The 22,276-nt window shown below is 38.2% G+C and carries 22 protein-coding genes; 8 read left to right on the top strand and 14 right to left on the bottom strand.

Annotation, left to right across the window (positions count from 1 at the left end; translation table 11 throughout):
- The first annotated feature begins 18 nt into the window (after window positions 1-18).
- The 4 genes from LCP48_RS03420 to csaB are packed head-to-tail and all read left to right on the top strand — an operon-like array spanning window position 19 to window position 5,325.
- The gene (locus LCP48_RS03420) at window positions 19-759 is read left to right on the top strand and encodes a WecB/TagA/CpsF family glycosyltransferase (RefSeq protein ID WP_225340686.1); all 741 of its coding nucleotides are present in this window, start codon (window positions 19-21) and stop codon (window positions 757-759) included.
- Window positions 756-2,312, top strand: coding sequence for a putative polysaccharide biosynthesis protein (locus LCP48_RS03415; protein ID WP_225340685.1), 1,557 nt, complete (start codon window positions 756-758; stop codon window positions 2,310-2,312). The genes LCP48_RS03420 and LCP48_RS03415 overlap by 4 nt, the downstream gene beginning before the upstream one ends.
- Before the next feature lie 20 nt (window positions 2,313-2,332).
- Entirely contained in the window at window positions 2,333-4,246 is a 1,914-nt protein-coding gene (locus LCP48_RS03410) for a DUF5693 family protein (RefSeq protein WP_225340684.1), read from the top strand.
- Complete coding sequence (gene csaB, locus LCP48_RS03405) at window positions 4,246-5,325, top strand: polysaccharide pyruvyl transferase CsaB (RefSeq protein ID WP_225340683.1); 1,080 nt, start codon at window positions 4,246-4,248, stop codon at window positions 5,323-5,325. The genes LCP48_RS03410 and csaB overlap by 1 nt, the downstream gene beginning before the upstream one ends.
- Before the next feature lie 40 nt (window positions 5,326-5,365).
- On the opposite strand, the gene LCP48_RS03400 is transcribed toward csaB, so the two are convergent.
- On the bottom strand, window positions 5,366-6,196 hold the full coding sequence (locus tag LCP48_RS03400) for a flagellin N-terminal helical domain-containing protein (protein ID WP_225340682.1): 831 nt from the start codon (window positions 6,194-6,196) through the stop codon (window positions 5,366-5,368).
- 172 nt (window positions 6,197-6,368) lie between these two features.
- Window positions 6,369-6,845 (bottom strand): IDEAL domain-containing protein, encoded by a 477-nt coding sequence (locus LCP48_RS03395; protein ID WP_004269498.1) that lies wholly within the window; start codon window positions 6,843-6,845, stop codon window positions 6,369-6,371.
- A 204-nt stretch (window positions 6,846-7,049) separates the two neighbouring features.
- Between LCP48_RS03395 and LCP48_RS03390 the strand changes: the two genes are divergently transcribed.
- The gene (locus LCP48_RS03390; RefSeq protein ID WP_004269497.1) at window positions 7,050-8,624 is read left to right on the top strand and encodes a hypothetical protein; all 1,575 of its coding nucleotides are present in this window, start codon (window positions 7,050-7,052) and stop codon (window positions 8,622-8,624) included.
- Entirely contained in the window at window positions 8,621-11,386 is a 2,766-nt protein-coding gene (locus tag LCP48_RS03385; protein WP_225340681.1) for a DEAD/DEAH box helicase, read from the top strand. Before LCP48_RS03390 ends, LCP48_RS03385 begins: the two co-directional genes overlap by 4 nt.
- Before the next feature lie 244 nt (window positions 11,387-11,630).
- Here LCP48_RS03385 and LCP48_RS03380 read toward each other — a convergent pair whose 3' ends face one another.
- Window positions 11,631-12,029, bottom strand: a complete 399-nt coding sequence (locus LCP48_RS03380; RefSeq protein ID WP_004269495.1) for a single-stranded DNA-binding protein — start codon at window positions 12,027-12,029, stop codon at window positions 11,631-11,633.
- Window positions 12,030-12,326: 297 nt separating this feature from the next.
- Between LCP48_RS03380 and LCP48_RS03375 the strand changes: the two genes are divergently transcribed.
- Window positions 12,327-12,752, top strand: a complete 426-nt coding sequence (locus LCP48_RS03375; RefSeq protein WP_004269494.1) for a YwpF family protein — start codon at window positions 12,327-12,329, stop codon at window positions 12,750-12,752.
- Window positions 12,753-12,837: 85 nt separating this feature from the next.
- A complete protein-coding gene (locus tag LCP48_RS03370; protein WP_225341008.1) occupies window positions 12,838-13,818 on the top strand; it encodes a nuclease-related domain-containing protein in 981 nt (326 codons plus the stop codon).
- Window positions 13,819-13,976: 158 nt separating this feature from the next.
- On the opposite strand, the gene LCP48_RS03365 is transcribed toward LCP48_RS03370, so the two are convergent.
- The 11 genes from LCP48_RS03365 to murA all read right to left on the bottom strand — a co-directional run bounded on the left by LCP48_RS03365 (window position 13,977) and on the right by murA (window position 22,267).
- Window positions 13,977-14,402 carry a hypothetical protein gene (locus LCP48_RS03365; protein WP_004269492.1) on the bottom strand — a complete coding sequence of 142 codons (426 nt, stop codon included), beginning with the start codon at window positions 14,400-14,402 and terminating at the stop codon, window positions 13,977-13,979.
- 109 nt (window positions 14,403-14,511) lie between these two features.
- Window positions 14,512-14,895, bottom strand: a complete 384-nt coding sequence (locus LCP48_RS03360; RefSeq protein WP_004269491.1) for a hypothetical protein — start codon at window positions 14,893-14,895, stop codon at window positions 14,512-14,514.
- A 147-nt stretch (window positions 14,896-15,042) separates the two neighbouring features.
- On the bottom strand, window positions 15,043-15,486 hold the full coding sequence (fabZ, locus tag LCP48_RS03355) for a 3-hydroxyacyl-ACP dehydratase FabZ (RefSeq protein WP_004269490.1): 444 nt from the start codon (window positions 15,484-15,486) through the stop codon (window positions 15,043-15,045).
- A gap of 56 nt (window positions 15,487-15,542) precedes the next feature.
- On the bottom strand, window positions 15,543-15,833 hold the full coding sequence (locus LCP48_RS03350; protein ID WP_004269489.1) for a DNA-directed RNA polymerase subunit beta: 291 nt from the start codon (window positions 15,831-15,833) through the stop codon (window positions 15,543-15,545).
- Window positions 15,834-15,880: 47 nt separating this feature from the next.
- The gene (locus LCP48_RS03345; protein ID WP_004269488.1) at window positions 15,881-16,720 is read right to left on the bottom strand and encodes a flagellar hook-basal body protein; all 840 of its coding nucleotides are present in this window, start codon (window positions 16,718-16,720) and stop codon (window positions 15,881-15,883) included.
- A gap of 24 nt (window positions 16,721-16,744) precedes the next feature.
- On the bottom strand, window positions 16,745-17,578 hold the full coding sequence (locus LCP48_RS03340; RefSeq protein ID WP_004269487.1) for a flagellar hook-basal body protein: 834 nt from the start codon (window positions 17,576-17,578) through the stop codon (window positions 16,745-16,747).
- Between the two features lie 21 nt (window positions 17,579-17,599).
- Complete coding sequence (gene mreB / locus LCP48_RS03335; protein WP_004269486.1) at window positions 17,600-18,595, bottom strand: rod shape-determining protein; 996 nt, start codon at window positions 18,593-18,595, stop codon at window positions 17,600-17,602.
- Window positions 18,596-18,804: 209 nt separating this feature from the next.
- The gene (locus tag LCP48_RS03330) at window positions 18,805-19,065 is read right to left on the bottom strand and encodes a sporulation transcriptional regulator SpoIIID (protein ID WP_004269485.1); all 261 of its coding nucleotides are present in this window, start codon (window positions 19,063-19,065) and stop codon (window positions 18,805-18,807) included.
- A gap of 156 nt (window positions 19,066-19,221) precedes the next feature.
- Window positions 19,222-19,899 (bottom strand): M23 family metallopeptidase, encoded by a 678-nt coding sequence (locus LCP48_RS03325; RefSeq protein ID WP_004269484.1) that lies wholly within the window; start codon window positions 19,897-19,899, stop codon window positions 19,222-19,224.
- Window positions 19,900-19,936: 37 nt separating this feature from the next.
- Window positions 19,937-20,875, bottom strand: a complete 939-nt coding sequence (gene spoIID / locus LCP48_RS03320) for a stage II sporulation protein D (protein WP_225340680.1) — start codon at window positions 20,873-20,875, stop codon at window positions 19,937-19,939.
- Between the two features lie 81 nt (window positions 20,876-20,956).
- Complete coding sequence (gene murA, locus LCP48_RS03315) at window positions 20,957-22,267, bottom strand: UDP-N-acetylglucosamine 1-carboxyvinyltransferase (RefSeq protein WP_009371928.1); 1,311 nt, start codon at window positions 22,265-22,267, stop codon at window positions 20,957-20,959.
- Window positions 22,268-22,276 lie beyond the last annotated feature (9 nt).

The raw sequence follows: 22,276 nt of genomic DNA, 5'->3' as shown, positions 1-22,276 counted from the left end.
GAAAGGTTTGAACACTATATGAGGCATGTAACGATTATGGGCGTACCCTTTTTACATATTGGTCAACAAGGGTTTGTTGATTTACTCGTTAATCGTATTGAACAGCAAGAAAAAATTTTCGTTGTGACAGCCAATCCTGAAGTCGTCATGCAGGCAAATGAAAATCCAACTGTCATGAATTACTTAAAGCAGGCAACATACATTTGTGCAGATGGCATTGGTGTCGTTAAGGCTGCACAAATCCTTGGAGATTCACTTCCAGAGCGAGTAACTGGCTATGATACGATGGTACGTCTGTTAGAGGTTGGTCAGCAAAAGCATTTTAAAATCTATTTACTAGGTGCTCAAAAGGAAACTATCGAAAAGACGGTTGCTAATATTCATAAGAACTATCCAAACGTTGATGTCGTTGGCTATCATGATGGCTACTTCGACTGGAATAATAATGATTTTGCAAAAGAAATTGCAACTTTACAGCCTGATCTTGTATTTGTGGCATTAGGTGTACCAAGACAGGAAAAATGGATAACAGAAAATCTTGATAAATTTTCAAAGGGTGTATTTATCGGTGTAGGTGGCTCCTTCGATGTCATCGCTGGTACTGTAAAACGTGCACCAGTAATTTGGCAAAAGTTAAATCTTGAATGGCTCTATCGACTGTTACGCCAGCCGAGTCGGTTTGGAAGAATGCTTGTGCTCCCTCGCTTTGCTTTAAAGGTATTTGCATTAAAGTTTAAAGGTCAGGGCAAAACAAAATGAGTCAGTCAACATTTGTTAAAAGCACACTCATCCTGACGATTGCCACCTTACTTTCCAAAGTAATCGGAAGTATCTTCCGTATACCACTTCAAAATATTGCTGGTGATGAAGTACTTGGTATTTTTAGTCTTGTCTATCCTGTTTATATGGTAGCACTTTATTTATCCGTTGCGGGTATCCCTATCGCTATTTCTAAGCTAATAGCCGAAGCTAGGACGAGTCATGATACTGCTAAAATTAAGAAAATTTATGTGACTGCAAGAATCCTTGCATTATCCTTTGGCGTCATTAGTTTTACAATCATTTACGGCTTTTCAGAGCAGATAGCGAATGCACTTGGTGGGCCCTCAACAGAGATTGCCTTAATTATTGTTGCCCTTACATTACTGGTAGCTCCTTATATGGCTGTCTATCGTGGATTTTTCCAAGGTTTTGGGGATATGCGACCTACTGCCATTTCTCAAGTGATTGAGCAGTTAGTACGTGTTGCGTTAATTTTAATTGTTGCGTATTTCCTAGTAGCAATGGATTATTCAAATGATATCGTAGCTGGTGGAATTATGGCAGGCTCTGTATTAGGAGCCCTCGGGTCACTTTTCTATTTACTCTTTAAATATTTCCGTTCTTCGGTAAAAGTGACGAGTAAGGAGAAATATTCTGGTAAGGATTTCTCTAAATACAGTAAAACCATTTTAAAAATTTCGATTCCCATTGCGATCGGTTCTGTGACAATGGCACTCTTTAACTTTGTTGATTCCTTTACGGTTACATATGGCTTAAGAAGTGCTGGTGCAGATGCGAGTGAAATTAGCTACCTTTATGGTATTTATGGTCGAGGACTAACATTAGTTCAAATTACGACTGTTTTTGCTTCGTCGATAATCTTGCCGCTTGTGCCGTTGATTACAACGAAGCTAGCTGAGCGTAAATTGGATGAAACACGCACTATTATTGAGCAAACTCATCGTATGACACACCTTATTTCATGGCCAGCTGCGATTGGGTTACTAGCCTTAACCTTGCCTTTAAATCTAGCTCTTTTTAAAGACTTAGAGGGAAGCTTAATGTTAGCCATCATCAATCTAAGCTCTGTCTTTACATCACTAACTTTGCTTGGAACAGGAATTCTACAGGGTATGAATGCTGCCAAAACAGGAGCTCTCATTATTTTGAGTGGTGTTGTCCTTAAGGTGTTTTCTAACATCTTCCTTATTCAAGCATTTGGTTTAGATGGTGCTGCCTATGCAACTTTGCTAGTGTATTTTGTGTTATTTATTGTGAATTCTGTCTTTATTTATCGTATGATTCGCTTTACTGTCCTTGGAAAAGATACGGTGAAAATGATTGTGTCTTCCATTGTAATGGGAGCAGCAGTTGGATTACCAACACTTTGGCTTGACTTTACACATTGGTCAAGAATGTCGGCAATGGGCTATCTAACTATCGCAATCGTAGTTGGTGGGGCTATTTACTTCCTTCTACTATGGCTGATGAAAGCTATTCATAAACAAGATTTAAAGAAAATCCCTGTTATCGGAAAAAGATTTTCATAAATAAGAGAGGTAGGACACTTATGTCAAAACAGAAATGGCTTTGGGGAATCATTGTTCTTTTACTCGTCGTTTCCTCTACAGGTATCATGAAGAGGTGGAATGCGGAGCAATCGAATGATGCTTATGAAATTGTTATTCCCTATGATGAAATACAAACCGCAGAAAAAAATAGCGACCTAACAATGAATGACATTCTTTCTTCCTTAAAGAATGCTGGGCTGAATACTGTGAGTCTAGAGCCCTTAACATTAAAGGAAATGGAAAAGCAAAACTTAATTACCGTTTATAAAGAAAGTGAGTTAGCAGCACAATTATTGTTTACACCTTATAAAGATGCTGTTGATATCTCTAATAGCGGCTATTATATTCGAGTGCCTGAAAATGAAAGCTACCAAAAGCTGATCATGGAGAGCATTGAACCAGAGGAAGTACAAATAGGAGAAGAGCCTTTTTATTTCCTTCCTACTTCTAACCACAATTTTGATTTAAAAACACCAATTGGCTATGATCAGCCTGCTATTGACATGATTAGTAAGCATGGACTAGCTCACATCTTTAAGGTGGAAAATGCAGATAATGAAGTAGCTAACGAAAAGTTGGTCAATCAATTAGTCGATTTAAAAGAGGCTTCAGCAGGCCGCTTACTTGGTCAAGGTGATGAAGCTATCGGTTTTGGACAAGAAGACGGCAATCAATTAGTTGAAAAACTAAATGATGCTGGCTATTACTTCTACACAATTGAAAGTAACCCACTCAAAGGCGAAAGTAAAATCGCTCAAATGACGGATTACAATATGATTCGTTTGCATAGTATCAATGTCAACAGAGAGACTAAATTAAAGCTAAATGCAAGTATTGATCGTACAACACGAGCTGTCAAAGAGCGTAATATTCGCTCCATTTTCTATCATATTAAAACAACAGGTAATGCCAAAGAAAATGTAGAAGAGACGATTGATTATTTAAATGGTGTGCATGACACAATGCCAGATCATTTCAAAGCAGGTGAACCAAAGCTATTTGATAAAGTAGTCGTACCAGCTTGGGTCACAGCAGCCGTATTAGTAGCAGGTATTTTATTTACCTTTATCATTTCAGAATTAGTAAAATGGATGCCTCTTCGTATCGCGGCAGCTGGCTTTATGGCTGTACTAGCAATTGCATACTTTATCCTGAAAAGTACTCTATTCTTACAAGCATTTGCACTCATTATTGCAGTCCTTGCCCCAACCTATGCAGTCATCAAATCAGCGCAAGGTTCTACGAAGGTGTCTAACATATTGGTCCAATACTTAAAGGCAGTAGCAATTAGCGTTATTGGCATTGTAATTGTTATTGGCTTATTGAATGGTAATGCCTTTATGACAGGCTTTGCTGTATTTAAAGGGGTTAAGCTTGTTTATCTTATTCCAATTATGGGTGTTTTACTATTTACAGTGATTGAGGTAAACCGACTAGCTGAACAAAACATTAAGAACTCTTTATCAAATACGGTAACATTGTTAAATAAAGAGTTAAAATATTGGCATGTACTACTACTCGTTGTGTTGGCAGGTGTCGGATTATTTTACATTAGCCGAACAGGGAACTCTGGCTCTGTAAGTGATATGGAATTAGCCTTTAGACAATGGCTAGAAAATACATTGTATGTTCGACCAAGAACAAAGGAATTTTTAATTGGTTTCCCATTCTTCATTTTAGCGTTATATGTAATGGGTATTAATCGCAAATGGGGAAGTATTCTCCTAGTACCAGGTGTTATCGGTTTCTTATCCATCATGAATACATTTACTCATCTACACATTCCAGTAGCTGTATCTGTATTACGTACACTCTACAGTGTATCGCTAGGTCTTGTAGTAGGATTGGTGTTTATCCTCATCTTCAAAATCGGTTATCGTTGGGTTTCTAAGGCAATCGCGAGGTGGTCATAATGCACGTTGTTTTATCTGGTTATTATGGATTTGATAATGTCGGAGATGATGCCATTCTACTGTCCATTATCCAATCTTTAAAAAAGTGGCAAAGTGATATAGAGATCACGGTATTATCTAATAATCCAGCAGCTACTGAGCAAACATATGGTGTCAAAGCCATTAACCGATGGAAAATGAAAGAAATTCGCCAATTACTTAAAACAGCAGATGGACTGATTAGTGGTGGTGGTAGTCTCATGCAGGATCAAACAGGCTTGAAAACGATTCCTTACTATGCGGGCGTTATTCAAATCGCAAAATGGTTGAAAAAACCAGTATTTGTTTACGCCCAAGGCATGGGTCCAATCAATCACCCGCTTAGTAAATTTATTGTTCGTACAGTTTTTAATAAGGTCGAGCAAATAACAGTCAGAGATAGAGCCTCTTTAGCTCTTTTAACAGAGATCGGTGTACGAAAAGAAACAAAAATCGTGCCAGATCCTGTTATGGGATTGAACGGTAATGACTTTCATTGTGATTGGCTAGAAGATGTCTCTTTGTCAGCCGATAGCTATATTTCTGTAAGCGTTCGAGATTGGCCTTCCGCTGTTGCCTACAAAGAAAAAATTGCACACAGCCTAGATGAATTAGTACGTCAGGGTGAGCAAATCGTCTTCCTCCCTATGCATGGTGAGCATGATTTTACTACTTCACAGGAAGTAGCAGCACTTATGAAGGAAAAGAGCTTGATTGCTCCTGCTGATTTATCTATTGAGGAAAAAATCGCAGTGATTGGTCAATCTCAACTATTGATAGGTATGCGACTACACTCCTTAATTTTCTCAGCAATCTATGCAACACCGTTTATTGCCATTTCGTATGATCCGAAAATTGATGCTTTTGCTGATATCGTTGATCAGCCTGTCATCGGTCATGTCGAGGTTGATGATTGGAATGGTGTAACATTGTTTGAACAAGCTGTAGCCATTCTTGAATCCTATACAACAGTTCAAGAAAAAATGCGCCAGGCCGTCATCCCATTGCAAGATGAAGCAACTGCAACTGCTAAATTAGCAATTGATGCTTTGTCAAAATAAACATTAAAAAATGATGAATTTCAATTAACATTGAAATTCATCATTTTTTTCCTACTTCTAATAATTTTAAAATGGATTGTGCCTGTTGCATATGCATCGCTAAAACATATTGACCTGCTTGCATTAAAATCTGCGCCTTCACCATAGTCATCATCTCTTTAGCGATATCCGCATCTCGAATACGAGACTCTGCTGCTTGTAAATTCTCAGCCGTGTTCACATTGGCATTATAGGCATATTCCAAGCGGTTCTGATAGGCACCAAGACGTGAGCGCTCATTGGAAACTTGTTTTAAGGCTTTATCCATCGAAGACATGGCTTTTTCCGCTTCCTCACGAGTAGCAATAGAAGCATCCTTCAACCCAAGTTTCTCGGACCCCATCCCATTGATAAATAATTCGATACTCTGTCCTGCATTGGCGCCTGCTTGAATCTTGATGCCATTTGTTTCATAATCCCCGTTAAGTAATGTCTTCGTATTAAATTCTGTATCGGTTGATGTGCGCTGGATTTCCTTTTTTAATTCCTGAAATTCCAAATCTAATTTTTTACGATCATCATCTGTTAATGTATCATTGGCTGCCTCCACTGCTAACTCACGCATACGCTGAATCATGGCATGTGTCTCATTCAGTGCCCCTTCTGCCGTCTGCACAAGCGAAATACCATCCTGTATATTCTTAGCTGCCATATTCAAGCCACGAATTTGAGCACGCATTTTTTCAGAAATCGCCAGTCCAGCTGGATCGTCCGCTGCACTATTAATTCGATATCCCGAAGAAATTCGTAGCATGGCTTTACTCATCGTCCCATAATGACGATTCATATTATTCAGGATTGCCATCCCTGTTGCTGACCACTTACCTAGCATGATTTCACCACCTTCTTGTTTTTATATCGGTCCAACATCTCATCTATTGACCTTAATATTGGAAATGGTTTCTAATTTTTTATGCGTTTTTAACATTTTATAGTGGATTACCTACATAATAAAAGCACCTGCTTGTCGTTTATGATAAGTAGGTGCTTACTGGACATTCCATCTATTCAATTTTGAAACCCCCAAGTTGATGGCTCTTTTGCTGTAGCAATTCGAAAAAGAGTTCTTTATCATTCTCTAATAATGCCTGATCAATCAAATGATCCAAATTTTTCTCCTCTAGCTCTGCAATAAGCTGATCGATTTCGCCAACCGTCACAGTAGAAACCATTGGAATTTGTTGCTTTGGTGTAGCGCTTTCAAGTATTGGTGCTAAATGCTCATGAACATTGGTAATAAGCAATAGTTGATAAAGTGGTAACCGAATAAAGCGATTTCCTTTTTGGAAAACAAAAACCTCAGATAAATTTTCAATCTGCTGTGTCTTCATGTTGATGATCATCTCTTTACCTTCTATGGGAATGAAATGGAAAATCTCATTCTCTTTTAAAATAGAGAAATATTGATAAGCAAATACGAGACGTAATTTATCTCCAGTAACTTTTGTGTAAAACGGCTTCATGTATTGAACTTGCATCATCATTCATCCCTCCCTAGTTATCTGATTATTCAGATTTTAACACAAATCAAAAGCCTTGTTAACTATCTTTAACTCATTTTTTTCTTTCTGATCATTCAGCTTATCATTACTGCATTTTAATCGTATAATGGAAGGACAGTCTTTTTTTCCTTTTTACAATTAACAATGTTAACTATAGCCATACAAGATGAAAGGAGTGAGGTTATGGCATTGTCTATATCGCAATTAGCTAAGGAACATCAAGCATTTGTGCTGACTAAATTAAAAGAAGCTGAACAAGGGTTACATCCATCCTCTACCGAAGATGAGGAACTAGTGCGCCGTGCTGTCTTTTCAGTAAGGAATAAATCCATTGTTTTTGAACGATTTAATGGAGCAAGTTCTATATTATATGCAAGTGTTCAAGATGTCAGACCCGCTTCTGTTGAAATTGATTTTTCAAAGGAAGAGCTACATTGTAGCTGTCCTCAAGCAAAATGGTGTCGACATCAAGTAGGTGCTTTACTCGCTCTCTACCAATATTTTGATTCGGTTCAAAATTGGTCGAGTGCTTGGCGTGCACAAAAATCAGTTCAATTAAAATCTTTAGCAGATGAACGCAGCCCGCAAAGCTGGTCGATGATGGTGGATGAGGTGATGAAACGATTATTACCACCTGGCCGCATACTAGAAGGCTATGGGCTTTCCGCTGTAAGAACCGATGCTTTGGAGCGACTTCGTCGACATATGCCCTTTGAGCGTGAATGGCAACCTCTTTATAAGCTCTATATGGAACTAGCCATTTTTAATTCAATATGGCGGCATTTAAATGAAACAACTGGACATTCGTTAGATTCACCTTATATGAAATATTTTATCGAGCAAAGCATGCAATCTTTTGAGAGCATTCTTACAGAGCTTTCTAATCGATCACGACTATTTGCGACAGATCCATTTTATGATGCCATCCAAGAGCTAGTAAGAGAATTTTTATTAGAAAGACAAGGGCTTTTCGCCAATCGCCTTCGTCTATACATGCTACTATGGGCAGTGCTTTTTTATGAGAAGCCTCGTCGTGAACAGGAATTGGCATTTATAAATAATCTTAATAAACCTTCAACAGAAATTTCTCTACAATCGTTAAAATTATTATTTTATGTGCTATTACAGAAAGAGGATTTATTACTTGAAAATTTGGCACAGATTGATTTACCACAAATGCAGGATTTGTTTGAACTAGCTACTTTTGCTCAACGTGCTGGAGAGTCCTATTCATTAGCAATCATTTTACGAGCAATTTTACCTTTGACAGAAGTATTTCTACAGGAGGTCGTTCCAGTCGTTCAGCGTGCCCAATACGTAAGGCAATTTCAACTTTTATTTGACGAGATTCAACTTACGGAGGAAGAGGAAGCAATGCTTTACAGTGCCTTTGGTGTGTATGGACTACAGCCCTTCTCAAGTTTTTTAATTAAAAAAGGTCACTATCGGGAATGGGCCGCTCTACATCAACTAAACCCATCATCCCTCTCCTACTTAGAAATGTGTGGATTAAAGGATGTATTACAGGTTGAACCTGCAACTGTTTTACCTCTATATCATGTCTATGCAATGGCTGAAATTGCACAAAAATCACGCTTAAATTATAAACAGGCTGTGCGTATTTGGAAAAGTATGCGTAGCGCTGCAAAGCGAGCTGGCAAAGCAGCTTATTTTGAAACATATATGCAAACCATTCGTGCAGAATATAAACGACTACGTGCGTTACAAGAAGAAATTGAGAAAGGAAACTTAGTATGATGACAATAAATGCTCCTTCCCCTTTTTCCAAAACACAACAGCTCCGTATCGAAGTAGCTCGGGAAGGATATTTTACGTTGCAGGGTTTTACTGCAAATGGTACAGCAATCGATGTTGATACATTAATTTCTTCGCTATTCTTTACTTATGAGGCAAATGTTTATGGATTATTAACAAATCGGGCTGATTTTACGATTGAAGTTTCTACGGCTGAATTACTAGATATTTTTTCAACAAGCTTCCAGCACCCCTTCATTAATTGGATTGGTGCAAATGAAGAAAGTATAAAATGGTTAAATAAAGTTTATGCATTACAAGCATACTGGCAAGAGCCATCACTTTGGTCACATGCTGTGATTGCAGATGATTTTTCATCATTAACTTTCCCTATTGATCATATCGATTCAGCATTATTGGAAACGGCTGTACAGCAGAAGCTTTCACAGGTTGGGCTAATACTAGCTGATTTACCAAAGTTACTACCCTTTTTCCTACGTGGCGGCTGGCCTTTGGATCAAGCTCGTCAAGCTGGAGCTGTTTCCGTCTCTTTACGATTAAGTGAGCCAGAAGAAGATGCCGATGTATGGTTATTAGAAACGGTCCTAAGCACTGCTACAACAAAAAACTACTGGACACCTGCTATACGTAAACAATCCTTACCTATTGAAGAAGCACTACCTACAAAGTGGCGAATGTTCGCGACTGAAATTACGCAGCAACAACAGCAAATTGTAGAACTTCTATCCATCGATACAATTAATAGTGATATCTTTATTCGTGTGACACTGGAAGATTTAGAAGTTCGCTCTTTTTTACGTGAGGATCTTGCTAGATTGCAGGCACTTGGTTTTGATGTTGTACTGCCAGCATGGCTAAAGGATTTAAAACAATCCAAAATTCGAGTACGCGTGACAACCAATAATGTTTCCACAAGGAAGGTAGCAGGTTTAGATGATATTTTAACGTTTAAATGGCAGTTTTCTATGAACGGACAAACGATTTCAGCTGAGCAATTTAAAAAACTTGTGGATGAGAAACGTGAATTTATTCGTATTGGTACTGAATGGTTCCGAGTAGATGCCAATTGGATGCAAGAAATGCGTGAATTGATGCAACAAGCAGAAGATGAAAGTTGGACTGTTCGAGAATTATTATTTAGAGAGTTACCAGAAGACTTGTCTGCCCCTCTTGAGGAAGAAGATGCAGATGATGCACTGAGAGATGATCCAATCTTTGCATTGGAAATACAACAATCATTAAAAGCATACATGGAGCAACTTTTGGAGAAGAAAGGCTTGCCTGCCGTCTCGATTCCATTGTCTCTACAAACCGAATTACGCCCTTATCAATTAGAGGGCTTTGAATGGTTAGTCTTTATGCGCCAACAAGGTTTCGGTGCATGTCTAGCTGATGATATGGGCCTTGGAAAAACGGTTCAATTGATTACCTATTTGCTTCATATTTATGAGTCATCAACTGATTACACAAAACCATCTATCATTATTTGTCCCACTTCAGTGCTTGGGAACTGGCAAAAAGAACTTGCTCGATTTGCTCCTTCCCTGATTGTGCATACGCATTATCAAGCAAATCGAGCAAAGGATGAAGAGTTTAAACAGCTAGTGACAGCAGAAAGACCACATGTCATTTTATCAACCTATGGTACTGTGTCACAGGATACTGAATTTTTACAGAATATCGATTGGGCAACGGTGGTACTCGATGAAGCCCAAAATATAAAAAATATGCAAACATTACAATCAAAAGCCATTCGTAAATTGCTAGGTGACCATCACATTGCTCTCACTGGGACACCTGTAGAAAATCGTTTATCTGAGTTATGGGCTATTTTTGATTTCATTCATAAGGGCTATCTAGGTAGCTTCGGTCGCTTCAATGAAGAATTTATTTTGCCTATTGAACGGGACGAATCAGAGTCGCATAAGCAGAAGCTTCGAGCTAAAATTCAGCCATTTTTATTGCGTCGTACAAAGCGAGATCCACATTTACAGCTTAACTTACCAGATAAGCTAGAATCGAATGAATATTGTCCATTAACAACAGAGCAAGCTTCACTCTATGAGGGCTATATTTTAGAGACGCTTGATCAGCTGGAGCAGTTAACAGGCTTTCAAAAAAAGGGTCGCGTCTTAAAGATGCTCAGTAAATTAAAGCAACTATGTAATCATCCTGCCTTATATTTAAAGGAACCTTTCGAGGATGCCGAAACAATGCTTGCACGTTCGACTAAGCTAGAACGCATTGTACAAATGGCAGCTGAGATTGTGGACAATGGCGAGCAATGTCTCATCTTTACACAATATATTGGAATGGGACAATTGCTACAACATTGCTTTAGTGAAATATATAATGTGGATGCACCATTTTTAACTGGTGCCATGCCTAAGCAGCAGCGAGACCGCTTAGTAGAGGCTTTCCAGGCAGGAGATTTCCCTATATTTATCCTTTCTTTGAAAGCTGGTGGAACAGGACTTAATTTAACAGCAGCTAATCATGTTTTACATGCAGATCGCTGGTGGAATCCTGCTGTTGAAAACCAAGCGACCGATCGAGCATATCGAATCGGACAGACACAATTTGTGCAGGTCCATAAGTTTGTGACAATTGGCACGATCGAGGAAAAAATTGATAAGATGCTGGTGCAGAAATCTGCATTATCCGAAGAGCTTATTCAATCAAGCCAGTGGTTGACCGAGTTAGAAGATCAAGAACTCCGCGATTTAATAACATTAGATATATAATAATGAGATGCGCCAAGAGCAAATAGTTCTTGGCGCTTTTAGTGGAACTTGCTACTTCTTTTCCCTACTTACTTCATCATTTGTATTTAGTTGTGTTGAAAATTCCATTGCTGTGCGGTCTTCAGCAATGTTTTTTATTTGTGTTCCACATCATTCCTTTCTGTTTGTTACGGTGCAAGAAATATAAGGAGAATGGCGGATCAGACAATGAATGTTCTCTTGCCCCGTATGTAAGCTATACTTGCTAAGGTAAAACAAAATCCTTTAAGTGTTCCTGTTCATTCGGTGGCTGTGGCGGTATAGTAACTGCTTCGTCACTATCTCTTTGTTTAAGTTGATAAAATCTAACATCCTCAACCACTATCTCTGTCATAAAAATCTTAGTGCTTTCCTCATTTACAAATGACCTTGTTTGAATACGGCCAGTGGCACCGATTAATGAACCTTTACCGCAATATTTAACGATATTCTCTGCAAGCCTTCCCCAAGCTGTACAGAAAACAAAATCTGTATCTACTTCCCCTTGATTGTTTTTAAAATTACGATTAATGGCTAGTGAGAAATGAGTTTGCACACGATTTCCAGATAAGTAACGTAACACCGGGTCTTTTGTAAACCTTCCAACCAATCCGACTTGATTCATTCATTCACCTCCTTTGCTTTTGATTGCTCTCATCTTACAAAATGATTCCGGTATTCGCAAAAATCAATATTGTTAATTTCCTTCAGTTTTTGTGCATAAATTGGGTAAATCGGCATTTTTATTTTTCTATTTTTTATTAATTTTCTAGCTGAATGCTTTAGGCTGTAATGGCAAATGCTATTCCATGAAATCTGCAATTTCACAGTTTTTGAAAAACCGTCACAGGTGCGCATCACAAACAACAGCTGTCTCATGTGTTATACTAAAAGAATGACAGACTTAGGAGGAATATACATATTGAAAACCTTTAAAATGCTTTCCTTTGACCTTGTCACGAAAGATGGCGTGCAACCATTCCCTTTAATCGATGGCATCATTATTAATCAGGAAAATAGCCATCAATCTTGGGTACTTGAATTGTTTATGGAAAAACAATATCGCTCAACCTTTGATGAGCTCTTAGCGAATACTACAGTCTTCAATGTACGTGCAGTTATTTCATTCCCAGATAATGAACCCGCTCCTTTTCAGGTGATCGTACATACTGTTGAAGATATCGGTGATCATGTTTCAGTACTATTAAAAGGTACGCTTAAAATTAAACGATCAAAATATGCAGAACAATTACTTTCCGAGCTACTTGCTGAGGGTGTTTCTTTAGAGGATTTACTGGATCGCTTTACACAAGATATGAAAAAGCGACCAAAATTAAAAAATGACTGACGATGCGAATTTTGCATCGTTTTTTTTATTGGACAAGCAGTAATTTTTTTGTACAATACAATTTAAAAAAGGAGGGTTACATTTGGTGGTTGCTATAAGGAAGAAGCCTTTAAAATTATTATGGCTTGAGGCTTTGATGAGGCGTCTTTTAAAGGATGATGTAGAATTTCATTATTATCAAGAGCAGTATCGTCGACTAGATGCAGGGTTTGCTGGCGAGCAAAAGGTTGATCACGTATGGCATGAATTAATATATCCAAATACCTTTTTTGTCTTACATAATTTATGTCTTATGAACACGGCTCAACATCTGCATCAGATTGATACGCTTTTTATTTGTCCCCATTTTATGTTGGTTGTAGAAATCAAAAACATACATGGTCGTCTTGAATTTAATCAACACACACATCAATGCACACGCACAAGGGTTGATGGTACTGTTGAAGGATTTCCAAATGCTCTTACTCAAACTGAGCGTCATATGGGATTTCTTAAAAATCTGATTACAAGTTATTCCCTTCCTGTTGAAGGGGCTGTTGTTATAGCAAATCCTTCCACAATCATCGTCAATTCAACTAGTACTCTTCCCATTTTTCATGCGTCCGGACTTCATAAGTATCTCCAGTCGCTTTTTAAAAAGCACCCTAAAAAATTAATGGATAATCAATTAACCCAATTAGTGCACCTACTACTTTCTAAACAAATTATTCCTCAGATTCATACATCAATTGCCCCATCACGATTTCGACACGGTGTTCTTTGTCCAAAATGTACCTATCAAAATAATATGTACTTCCATCGTGGCATTTGGGAATGTTCATTTTGTCATTATAGAAGTATAGAAATTTTCGCAGAGGCTATGCTTGATTATCGGTTATTGATTAGTCATTCTATTACCAATAAACAGTTACGAGCGTTTTTTAGAATTAATTCTAACGATGCAGCTACTCGATTGCTACGGAAGTTTCAGTTTCCATATACCGGTACCTATAAGAATCGTGTTTACCATTTACCAGAAAATTTACTGGAGCATATGAAGAATTTTTTTGATGGGGGTTTTGCTTAGCTTTTAGGTATTCACCCTGCTTTCGCTGGTATTCACTCTGTTTTCGCGGGTACTTACTCTGCTTCCGCGAGTATTAGGTCTGCTTCCGCGGGTATTCACTTCGCTTTCCTCTAAATTGAAAAAAGAGTGTTTTCCGCAGAGGAAACACTCTTTTTATGTTATCGGTTGTTCATACCATCACGGTATTTTTCAGTGTTGTTTACTTTATCGTCGACAACATCATTATTATTGTTACCGTTCATGTTGTCATTACGTTCAACACCATTTACACCGTTTGCATTTGGTGTGTTGTCATAGCCGTTTGTGCCGTTCATATCGGCATTTGAACCAGGTGTTGTTGCTTCAGGTAATGTTGTATTATCGTTAACAGTACCTCGATCTACACCATTCCCATTCACATTATTGCGATTGTATGCATCATCACGATTATTCGGATCTAATGCGTCTTCGACATCGTCGACTCCTCGACGTACGTCATTCTCGACTTCTCGAACAGGGTGATCTTCCACTGCATTATTTCCCCAGTTACAACCTCCAAGGAATGCAGTTGCAAGAATGATGGTTAAAAATGACATTTTCCACATAGTAAAAAACCTCCTTTCTTGGGTACTATGTCATCAAATACATCAACTGTATTTGTGATCCTACATAGATTGCCCGAGAAAGGAGGGAACTATCCGATTTTTGTACAAACTATTTTTGTTTTTCTTTTAATAACTGTTCAATATATGCTGCCTCTGCTTTACAGTCGTAGCTATAGTTTGTACCTAGCTCTTTTTGCAATGCCTCGATTGTTTCGACTTGCTGTGCTGTTGGTTCTTCATTTAAAATTTTGGCAATAACCTCATCGATTTTTTGTGCCATTTCTTCATGAAACTGTGCACTCATCAATGTATCAGCAGGGATTTTTTCGATCCATGCGGCATTCTCCTGAAAATAAGTCTGCCAGCTTGCAATGAAGTCTTCCATGGAAAAGCGCTCTTCATCCCAACCAATACTTGCTAAGTATGTTTCAAAAGATGTTGAAATCGAACGAGTAATGCTAATTTTAATACCTGAAGACAATTCCTTATACATCTTAATAATCCTCCTACGTTTGTAAAACCTAAAAATTACATCTATTTCAATTCACAATCGCTTATTTACCATCGCAATTTATGAACCTACTAATCAATTTTTGACTTGACTTTATCTATTTTATATCTTTTGGTCTACAAATGCAAATTAAGCTTGTTTAGGCTGTTCAGGCCCAATGGCAAATAGAATGTCGGCTTCACATACAAGTTCTCCATCTACAGTAGCTACACCATGACCTTTCCCCATTGCGCCACGAAGTTTTACAAATTCTACTTCCAATTTAAGTTGGTCGCCAGGTAGGACTTGACGCTTGAAACGACAATTATCAACACCCGTTAAAAATGCTAAACGACCCTTAAATTCTTCAGCATTTAATAAAGCCACTCCACCTACTTGAGCTAAAGCTTCCACAATTAACACACCTGGCATAACTGGATAACCTGGGAAGTGCCCATTAAAAAAATCTTCGTTGATTGAAACGTTTTTTAATCCTACTGCACGCTTCCCTTCTTCTAATTCAATGATGCGATCTACGAATAAAAAAGGATAGCGGTGTGGTAAAATTGCTTGAATTTGTTCTGCAGATAACATGTCATTTCCCCCTCAAAAATTAAGTATGTATACACAAAGTAAGGTAAAGAATAAAGTTATTCTTTACCATTCATAATATCAAATATATGCTGCCATGTTTCTCGTTTAAAAATATCCATAGCATTGCCTTCTCCAATAACGCTAAAGCCAAACATTGCGCCTAATGCTGCGGCAACAACGACTAAAATGAGAACAATTACAATGCGTAACCAAATCGGAATCAGTCGGATTTGCACCCATCGAACCTCGCGTTGCTCTCCAGTCGAGCGGCGTTCTTTCTTTTCTGGTTGCGGTTGCGTATCGGTTTCTTGTGTCGGCACAGAACGTCGACGTGAATCGTTTGTCATAGATTGTACTCCTCTTCATTCCTTACTATGCGTTTTTGGATAACTTGCTATCGAATGCCATTAATTAGTCCAAGCATTTGATCTGCTAATGTCACCGCTCTTGCGTTGAATTGATAAGAACGTTGTGTTTGAATGAGTTCTGTCATTTCTTTCGAGAGGTTAACATTGGACATTTCTAGTGTACCACTTTGCATGCCAATTTGCTGACGGTTGGCTCCCACAAGCTCTGTCAAAACTTCCGCCTGCGTATAGCCAAGTTCAGCTAAATTATTAGGTAATCCCATATAAGAACCGGCAACATGCTCCATTAATTGCGGCTTTTGGAATTCTGTTACAGCTAAATTCGTACGAATTATATCTCCATTTGGATAAGATGCTTCTAATACACCACCATCTCGAACAGCAAACTTTTGAACCGTGTCGGGTAATGTAATAGCTTGTCCTGCAACATTAGCTACTGGATAACCCTCTGCTGTTACAAGCATAACTGTTCCATTATTCAATGGAGATAAATAAAAGTCACCTTGTCGAGTATACACTGTTTCAGTTCCATTTTCACCATCTGGCATCAAAATATTGAAATATTGTTTCGCTTTTGTGAAAGCTAAGTCTAAATCACGATTAGTTGTTTGTAATGAACCTTGCTTTTCATTGGATTTAATTTGGCCAACCATTGCACCAGATCCATAGCGAATACCAACAGGTGTTTGTCGTTCTGCGCGATCCTGCTTATCATTATTAAATTGCTGATAAAGTAATTCATTAAAGGATGCTTCCTTTGTTTTATAGCCCGTTGTATTACTGTTAGCAATGTTATTACTAATTGTATCCAGTTTGTTTTGTAGTTGCCCCATTGTGTTTGTAGCTGTAATCATTGTACGTAGCATTGATAAAAGCCTCCTGTTCGCCCATTAAATTTTTCCGATTTCATTCACAGCCTTCTCCATGCTACGATCATAAGCTTGTAATACTTTTTGATTTGCTTCAAATGCACGGTAGGCAGTCATTAAATCTGTCATTGTGCGACCAGAATCTACGTTCGAACCTTCTAAAAAGTTTTGACGTAGTGTAAAGGAAACACCATTCGCTCCATAAGCTGTTGGCAAGTTCTCACCATTTTCTGTACGAATAAGGCCATTATCTTGTTTTTGTAGCATGTTCGGGTTAGTAGCAAATGATACACCAACACGAGCCACTTGTTGATTATTTACAAAGATAGCGCCACTTTCATCTAATCGGAAATCATCATTTGGTAGCTGGATACGTTGCCCAGCATCATTTAGTACATATAATCCTTGACCATTAACTAAATAGCCTTGCCCATCTAATGTGAAATTACCATTACGTGTGTAAGCCTCACCACCAGCAGGATGTTCTAGTCGGAAGAAAATTGAACCCGTAACACCATCTTCATTTTGTGGTAAGTTTCCATTAATCAATGCCATATCTGTTGTAAAATCAGTGTTATAGATTTGGCCTTGTATGTAATTTGGCAATGTTTCTTGTAAATATGTCCCTGTATTTAAAGCTCCTACTTGACTCATATATTCAGCGCCGGCTTGTTGGTGAGCAGGAGCATTTGTTTTACCAATGCTAGACATTAGCATATCTGGGAATGAGCGAATCGTAGATTGATCTGCCTTAAATCCTGGTGTATTCGCATTTGATAAATTATTGGTAAGTAATTCTGTTCTTCTTTGTTGCGTGATCATACCTGTTGCAACTGTATAAAATCCTTTAAACAAAGAAATCACCTCATTTTAATTTTATAAGGATGCTGGCACACGATCAATATTTTCAAGCATGATACCTGTACCAATGGCTACACAATCCATAGGTCTCTCTGCAATGAAAACAGGTACCTTTAGCTCTTCTATTAATAGCTGGTCCATTCCATGTAATAATGCACCACCACCAGTTATAATCACTCCACGATCAATGATATCGGCTGATAGTTCAGGTGGTGTTTTTTCTAAGACATTTTTAGCTGACTGGACAATCATGGCTACTGATTCATGTAGTGCACGTTCAATTTCTTCAGACTCAATTGTAATTGTACGTGGTAAACCCGTTACCATATCACGGCCACGAATATCCATCGTATCATTGCGACTACCTTTGAAAACTGTACCAATTGTCATTTTGATTGCCTCTGCAGTACGTTCACCAATTAGCAATTTATATTCTTTTTTAATATATTGCAAAATATCGTTATCAAACACATCGCCTGCTACTTTAATGGATTCACTTGTTACGATATCACCCATTGATAGAACTGCGATATCTGTTGTTCCGCCCCCGATATCGACTACCATATTTCCACTTGGTTGGAAAATATCCATTCCAGCACCTATTGCTGCTACTTTTGGCTCTTCCTCTAAATATACTTTTTTACCACCAGATTTTTCAGCAGCTTCACGAATTGCCTTTTGTTCAACACTTGTAATATTCGTTGGACAGCAAATTAATATGCGTGGTTTCGCCAAAAATCCTTTTACGTTTAATTTATTGATGAAATGTCTTAACATCGCCTCTGTCACATCAAAATCTGCAATGACTCCGTCTCTTAGTGGACGAATAGCTGTGATATTGCCTGGCGTTCTCCCTACCATTTGGCGGGCTTCTTCCCCTACCGCTAATACTTTATTTGTCTTTTTATCGATCGCCACAACAGATGGTTCATTGAGGACAATCCCTTTCCCTTTAACGTGGATTAATACGTTCGCAGTCCCTAAGTCAATGCCAATATCTTTCGAAAACATTTTATAATTTCTCCTTCCCGCCAGTTCCAACTACATAACGTTCATTTTATCTCTTTATCTAGAATATTTTATCATATTCTATTGGTAATTTCACCTAAATTTAGTGAATAAGACTGTTTTCTTTTTACGCAGTGAACGGCTATAATATAGAATTACTATTCCTTAGAAAATCATCCTTATGTTTGTCTAACACAACAAAAAAGAACGAATCATTCTTGACTCGCTCTTTCTTTCCACTTGTTTTTCGTTGCTTCTCCTCCGCGAATATGACGTACGGCCTTATGGTAGGCGAGTATTTCTTTCACTTGGTCAGCTAATCCTTCATGAATTGTTGGTAATCGCTCTGTTAAATCCTTGTGCACCGTACTTTTTGAATAACCAGTCATTTTCGCGAGGACACGCACAGTCTCACGCGTCTCAATCAGTAATTCACCGAGGCGTATGCAGCGCTTCCGAATGTGCTCATGCACGTTCTTCGTCCTTTCCACACAATTTCACAAAATGCTTTGGCAATCAGATGCACATTTGCGCATTTCTTCACCTTATGTGAGGACAAAGCTATTCAGAACACGTTTTGCATTTTCTTGATAAAATACTGACTTTTTATGCGTTACTAGCTTTTCTCATTAAAAAGCTAGTAATTTTTTCGGATTGATATATTTTCCGTTTTCAAGAATTTCGAAATGCATATGGACGCCAGCCGCTTGATTCCACTCGTTGTCCGTTGCTTTTCCTAATGCTTGACCTTGTGTAACCTCATCGCCTTCTTTAACAGCGATATCCTTCACAGAGCTATAATGTGTCTGCATACCATTTGGATGTTCGATCACGATCTTATTGCCTGTAAATGCGTCTAGTTTTACCTCTAGTACTTTACCACTCATTGCAGCTAGTACTTCAAATTCTTCGCCATTCATAGCAATAGAGATTCCAGAAGATGTAGTAAATGTTTGATTAAATACCATTAGTGCATTTTCACGAGACTCTTCATTTGCCTCTAACTCGTAAAATTCTTGTAAGACTTGTACTTTACTAAAATTCTCTTCTTTGAATGGATACATCATGTTTTCTGTTCGTGCATTCGTTTCCACTACAGGACCTGGATCTACTTCAGCTAAGTCTGGTAAAGGAGCCTCTTCTACTTTTGATACGAGACTATTGTAACCAAATAATAATCCTGCTAGAACAAGTGCACCACCTGTGTAAACTACTGGCCAAAACCACGGTTTCTTTTGTAATTGGCCATTTTCCTTTTGATTTGGATCTTGGTTTTGAGAAGCTTTGTTATTTTTATCCTCTCTCATTTTCATCACCTCTAGTTGCAGTGTGAACAACTAGAAGTTATTTTAAACATGCATCTATTTTTTTTATTTCAATATCTTGATAATAATAGTGTAAAATTTCGGCAGCTTTTTTCCCTTCATTTGCCATTGCCTCCGCTCCATATTGACTCATGCCCACTCCATGCCCATAACCTTGAGTTTTCACTTGAACCTTTCTTTTATTGGCATTAAAGATGATTGTGAAATCAGTTGATGGAATACCAAGGAGCGTTCTTACCTCTCTCCCTGTCCAGACATTATTCCCTAGCTGTAAACGTTCTACTCGCCCAGAATCATTATAAAATAACTGCATACGATTAAAATCACTAGGTTGCCATTGTATAGGCCAGAGCTTATTCCATTGAGCTAAAGTCCATTCTTGCTCAGCCTCAAACTTAGGAGATGCTTGATCAGATATACTTACAACACTTTGCAAATATGGTATATCATTTCCACTATATCCATAAGCACTTTCTGTTTTACCATTGCTTGTTGAATGAAACATAGCTGTAATCAATTCATTATTATAAAGAATAACTTGTCCTTGTGTTTCATTAATAGCTTCGACAATTTTCTTTTCATTTCCCAGGAAATTGCTAGCCCAATTCGCCTTTCTCTGTTCTTCATCATAGAAGACTTGCTTTGCCACGGTTGGGGCGATCGCAATTTTACCGTAATTTGTCGTTTTCAACGCATATGTGCGTGCTGCAATAGCTTGTGCCTTCAGTGCCTCTTTTTTAAAAGAAACGGGCATTTCTGCAGCAACTACCCCTGTAATATACGTTTCCAAAGGGATTTTTTCTTCTTGCCCCTCCACTTCTATAAATATTTCACAAGCATTCTTATCACTAGCTTGAGGTATGATAGCCTCTTGTCTTTCACTAAACCCTACTAAAGGAAGCATATATAATGCCCCAATCAAGCAAATGACACCTATACTAATCATCCATTTTTTCATAAGGAATAATATGCTAGATTTCTTGTAGTTATGAGAAAACAAAAACCCTCTGCATAAAAAGCAAAGGGTTTTAAAATCTATTTAGTTTGTAGGCAATTCAACTGTTACATCTTCAATTGTCACTACTTCTTCTGTAATACGTTCAATATTAGCACCTAGAGATGCTAACTTTCCATGGAAATCAACATAACCACGATCTAAATGATGAAGTTTTGTGACACGTGTCATTCCTTCAGATACAAGACCCGCTAAAATTAATGCAGCCGCAGCTCGTAAATCCGTTGCCATTACCTCAGCTCCCTGAAGATTCACAGGCCCCTCGATAAACACAGAACGTCCCTCTATTTTAGCACCAGCATTCATGCGACGGAACTCCTCAACATGCATAAAACGGTTTTCGAATACCGTTTCTGTAATAATACTCGTACCTTCAGCAGTAAGCATTAATGCCATCATTTGTGATTGCATATCTGTTGGGAAACCAGGATGTGGCATTGTTTTGATATCAACTGCTTTTAGTGTTTGAGGAACTCGTACACGGATTCCTTCATCCAACTCAGTAATATCTACGCCCATCTCACGCATTTTAGCTATTAAAGCAGTCATATGCTCAGGGACTGCGTTTTCAATCACCACATCTCCTCTAGTAATAGCTGCTGCCACCATAAATGTACCAGCTTCAATACGGTCAGGAATAATATGATGCTCTACTCCATATAATGTATCGACTCCTTCAATACGAATCGTATTTGTCCCCGCACCGATTACACGGCCACCCATACTATTAATAAAGTTTGCAAGATCCACGATTTCAGGCTCTTTCGCTGCATTTTCAATTACAGTTGTCCCTTCAGCTAAAGATGCAGCTGTCATAATATTTTCAGTCGCCCCAACACTTGGGAAATCCAAATACACATTAGCCCCTTTTAAGCGACCCTCTGTCTTCGCCTCAACATAGCCATGGCCAAATGAAATTTTTGCACCCATTGCTTCAAAGCCTTTTAAGTGTAATTCAATCGGACGTGATCCAATTGCACAGCCTCCAGGAAGTGCTACACGCGCATAGCCATTACGAGCAAGTAGAGATCCCATTACTAAAATAGATGCACGCATTTTACTAACAAATTCAAATTGTGCTTCACTTGAAAGTTCTTTTGTTGCATCTATATATACGGCATTATCTTCAGGTATATATGTAACTGCTGCGTTTAAACTTTTAAGTACTTCATTTATTGTAAAGACGTCTGCTAAATTAGGGACTTCTTTAATTACATTTTCTCCTTTTGAAGCAAGTAAAGCTGCTGCAAGGATTGGTAACACTGCATTTTTTGCGCCCTCTACACGTACTTTTCCCTGTAGTTTTTGGCCGCCAGTCACTATTATTTTATCCACCCTATGTCC

Origin of the sequence: Lysinibacillus capsici (assembly GCF_020217405.1) — a bacterium.
GTDB lineage: Bacteria > Bacillota > Bacilli > Bacillales_A > Planococcaceae > Lysinibacillus > Lysinibacillus capsici.
This window is presented reverse-complemented; position numbering and strand designations above follow the sequence as displayed.

Coding starts and splice junctions, on each gene's coding strand:
- LCP48_RS03420 (WP_225340686.1), top strand. CDS start 19: ATGAGGCATGTAACGATTATGGGCGTACCCTTTTTACATATTGGTCAA.
- LCP48_RS03415 (WP_225340685.1), top strand. CDS start 756: ATGAGTCAGTCAACATTTGTTAAAAGCACACTCATCCTGACGATTGCC.
- LCP48_RS03410 (WP_225340684.1), top strand. CDS start 2,333: ATGTCAAAACAGAAATGGCTTTGGGGAATCATTGTTCTTTTACTCGTC.
- csaB (WP_225340683.1), top strand. CDS start 4,246: ATGCACGTTGTTTTATCTGGTTATTATGGATTTGATAATGTCGGAGAT.
- LCP48_RS03400 (WP_225340682.1), bottom strand. CDS start 6,196: ATGCTAGGTAAGTGGTCAGCAACAGGGATGGCAATCCTGAATAATATG.
- LCP48_RS03395 (WP_004269498.1), bottom strand. CDS start 6,845: ATGATGCAAGTTCAATACATGAAGCCGTTTTACACAAAAGTTACTGGA.
- LCP48_RS03390 (WP_004269497.1), top strand. CDS start 7,050: ATGGCATTGTCTATATCGCAATTAGCTAAGGAACATCAAGCATTTGTG.
- LCP48_RS03385 (WP_225340681.1), top strand. CDS start 8,621: ATGATGACAATAAATGCTCCTTCCCCTTTTTCCAAAACACAACAGCTC.
- LCP48_RS03380 (WP_004269495.1), bottom strand. CDS start 12,029: ATGAATCAAGTCGGATTGGTTGGAAGGTTTACAAAAGACCCGGTGTTA.
- LCP48_RS03365 (WP_004269492.1), bottom strand. CDS start 14,402: ATGTGGAAAATGTCATTTTTAACCATCATTCTTGCAACTGCATTCCTT.
- LCP48_RS03360 (WP_004269491.1), bottom strand. CDS start 14,895: ATGTATAAGGAATTGTCTTCAGGTATTAAAATTAGCATTACTCGTTCG.
- fabZ (WP_004269490.1), bottom strand. CDS start 15,486: ATGTTATCTGCAGAACAAATTCAAGCAATTTTACCACACCGCTATCCT.
- LCP48_RS03350 (WP_004269489.1), bottom strand. CDS start 15,833: ATGACAAACGATTCACGTCGACGTTCTGTGCCGACACAAGAAACCGAT.
- LCP48_RS03345 (WP_004269488.1), bottom strand. CDS start 16,720: ATGCTACGTACAATGATTACAGCTACAAACACAATGGGGCAACTACAA.
- mreB (WP_004269486.1), bottom strand. CDS start 18,595: ATGTTTTCGAAAGATATTGGCATTGACTTAGGGACTGCGAACGTATTA.
- LCP48_RS03325 (WP_004269484.1), bottom strand. CDS start 19,899: ATGAGAGAGGATAAAAATAACAAAGCTTCTCAAAACCAAGATCCAAAT.
- spoIID (WP_225340680.1), bottom strand. CDS start 20,875: ATGAAAAAATGGATGATTAGTATAGGTGTCATTTGCTTGATTGGGGCA.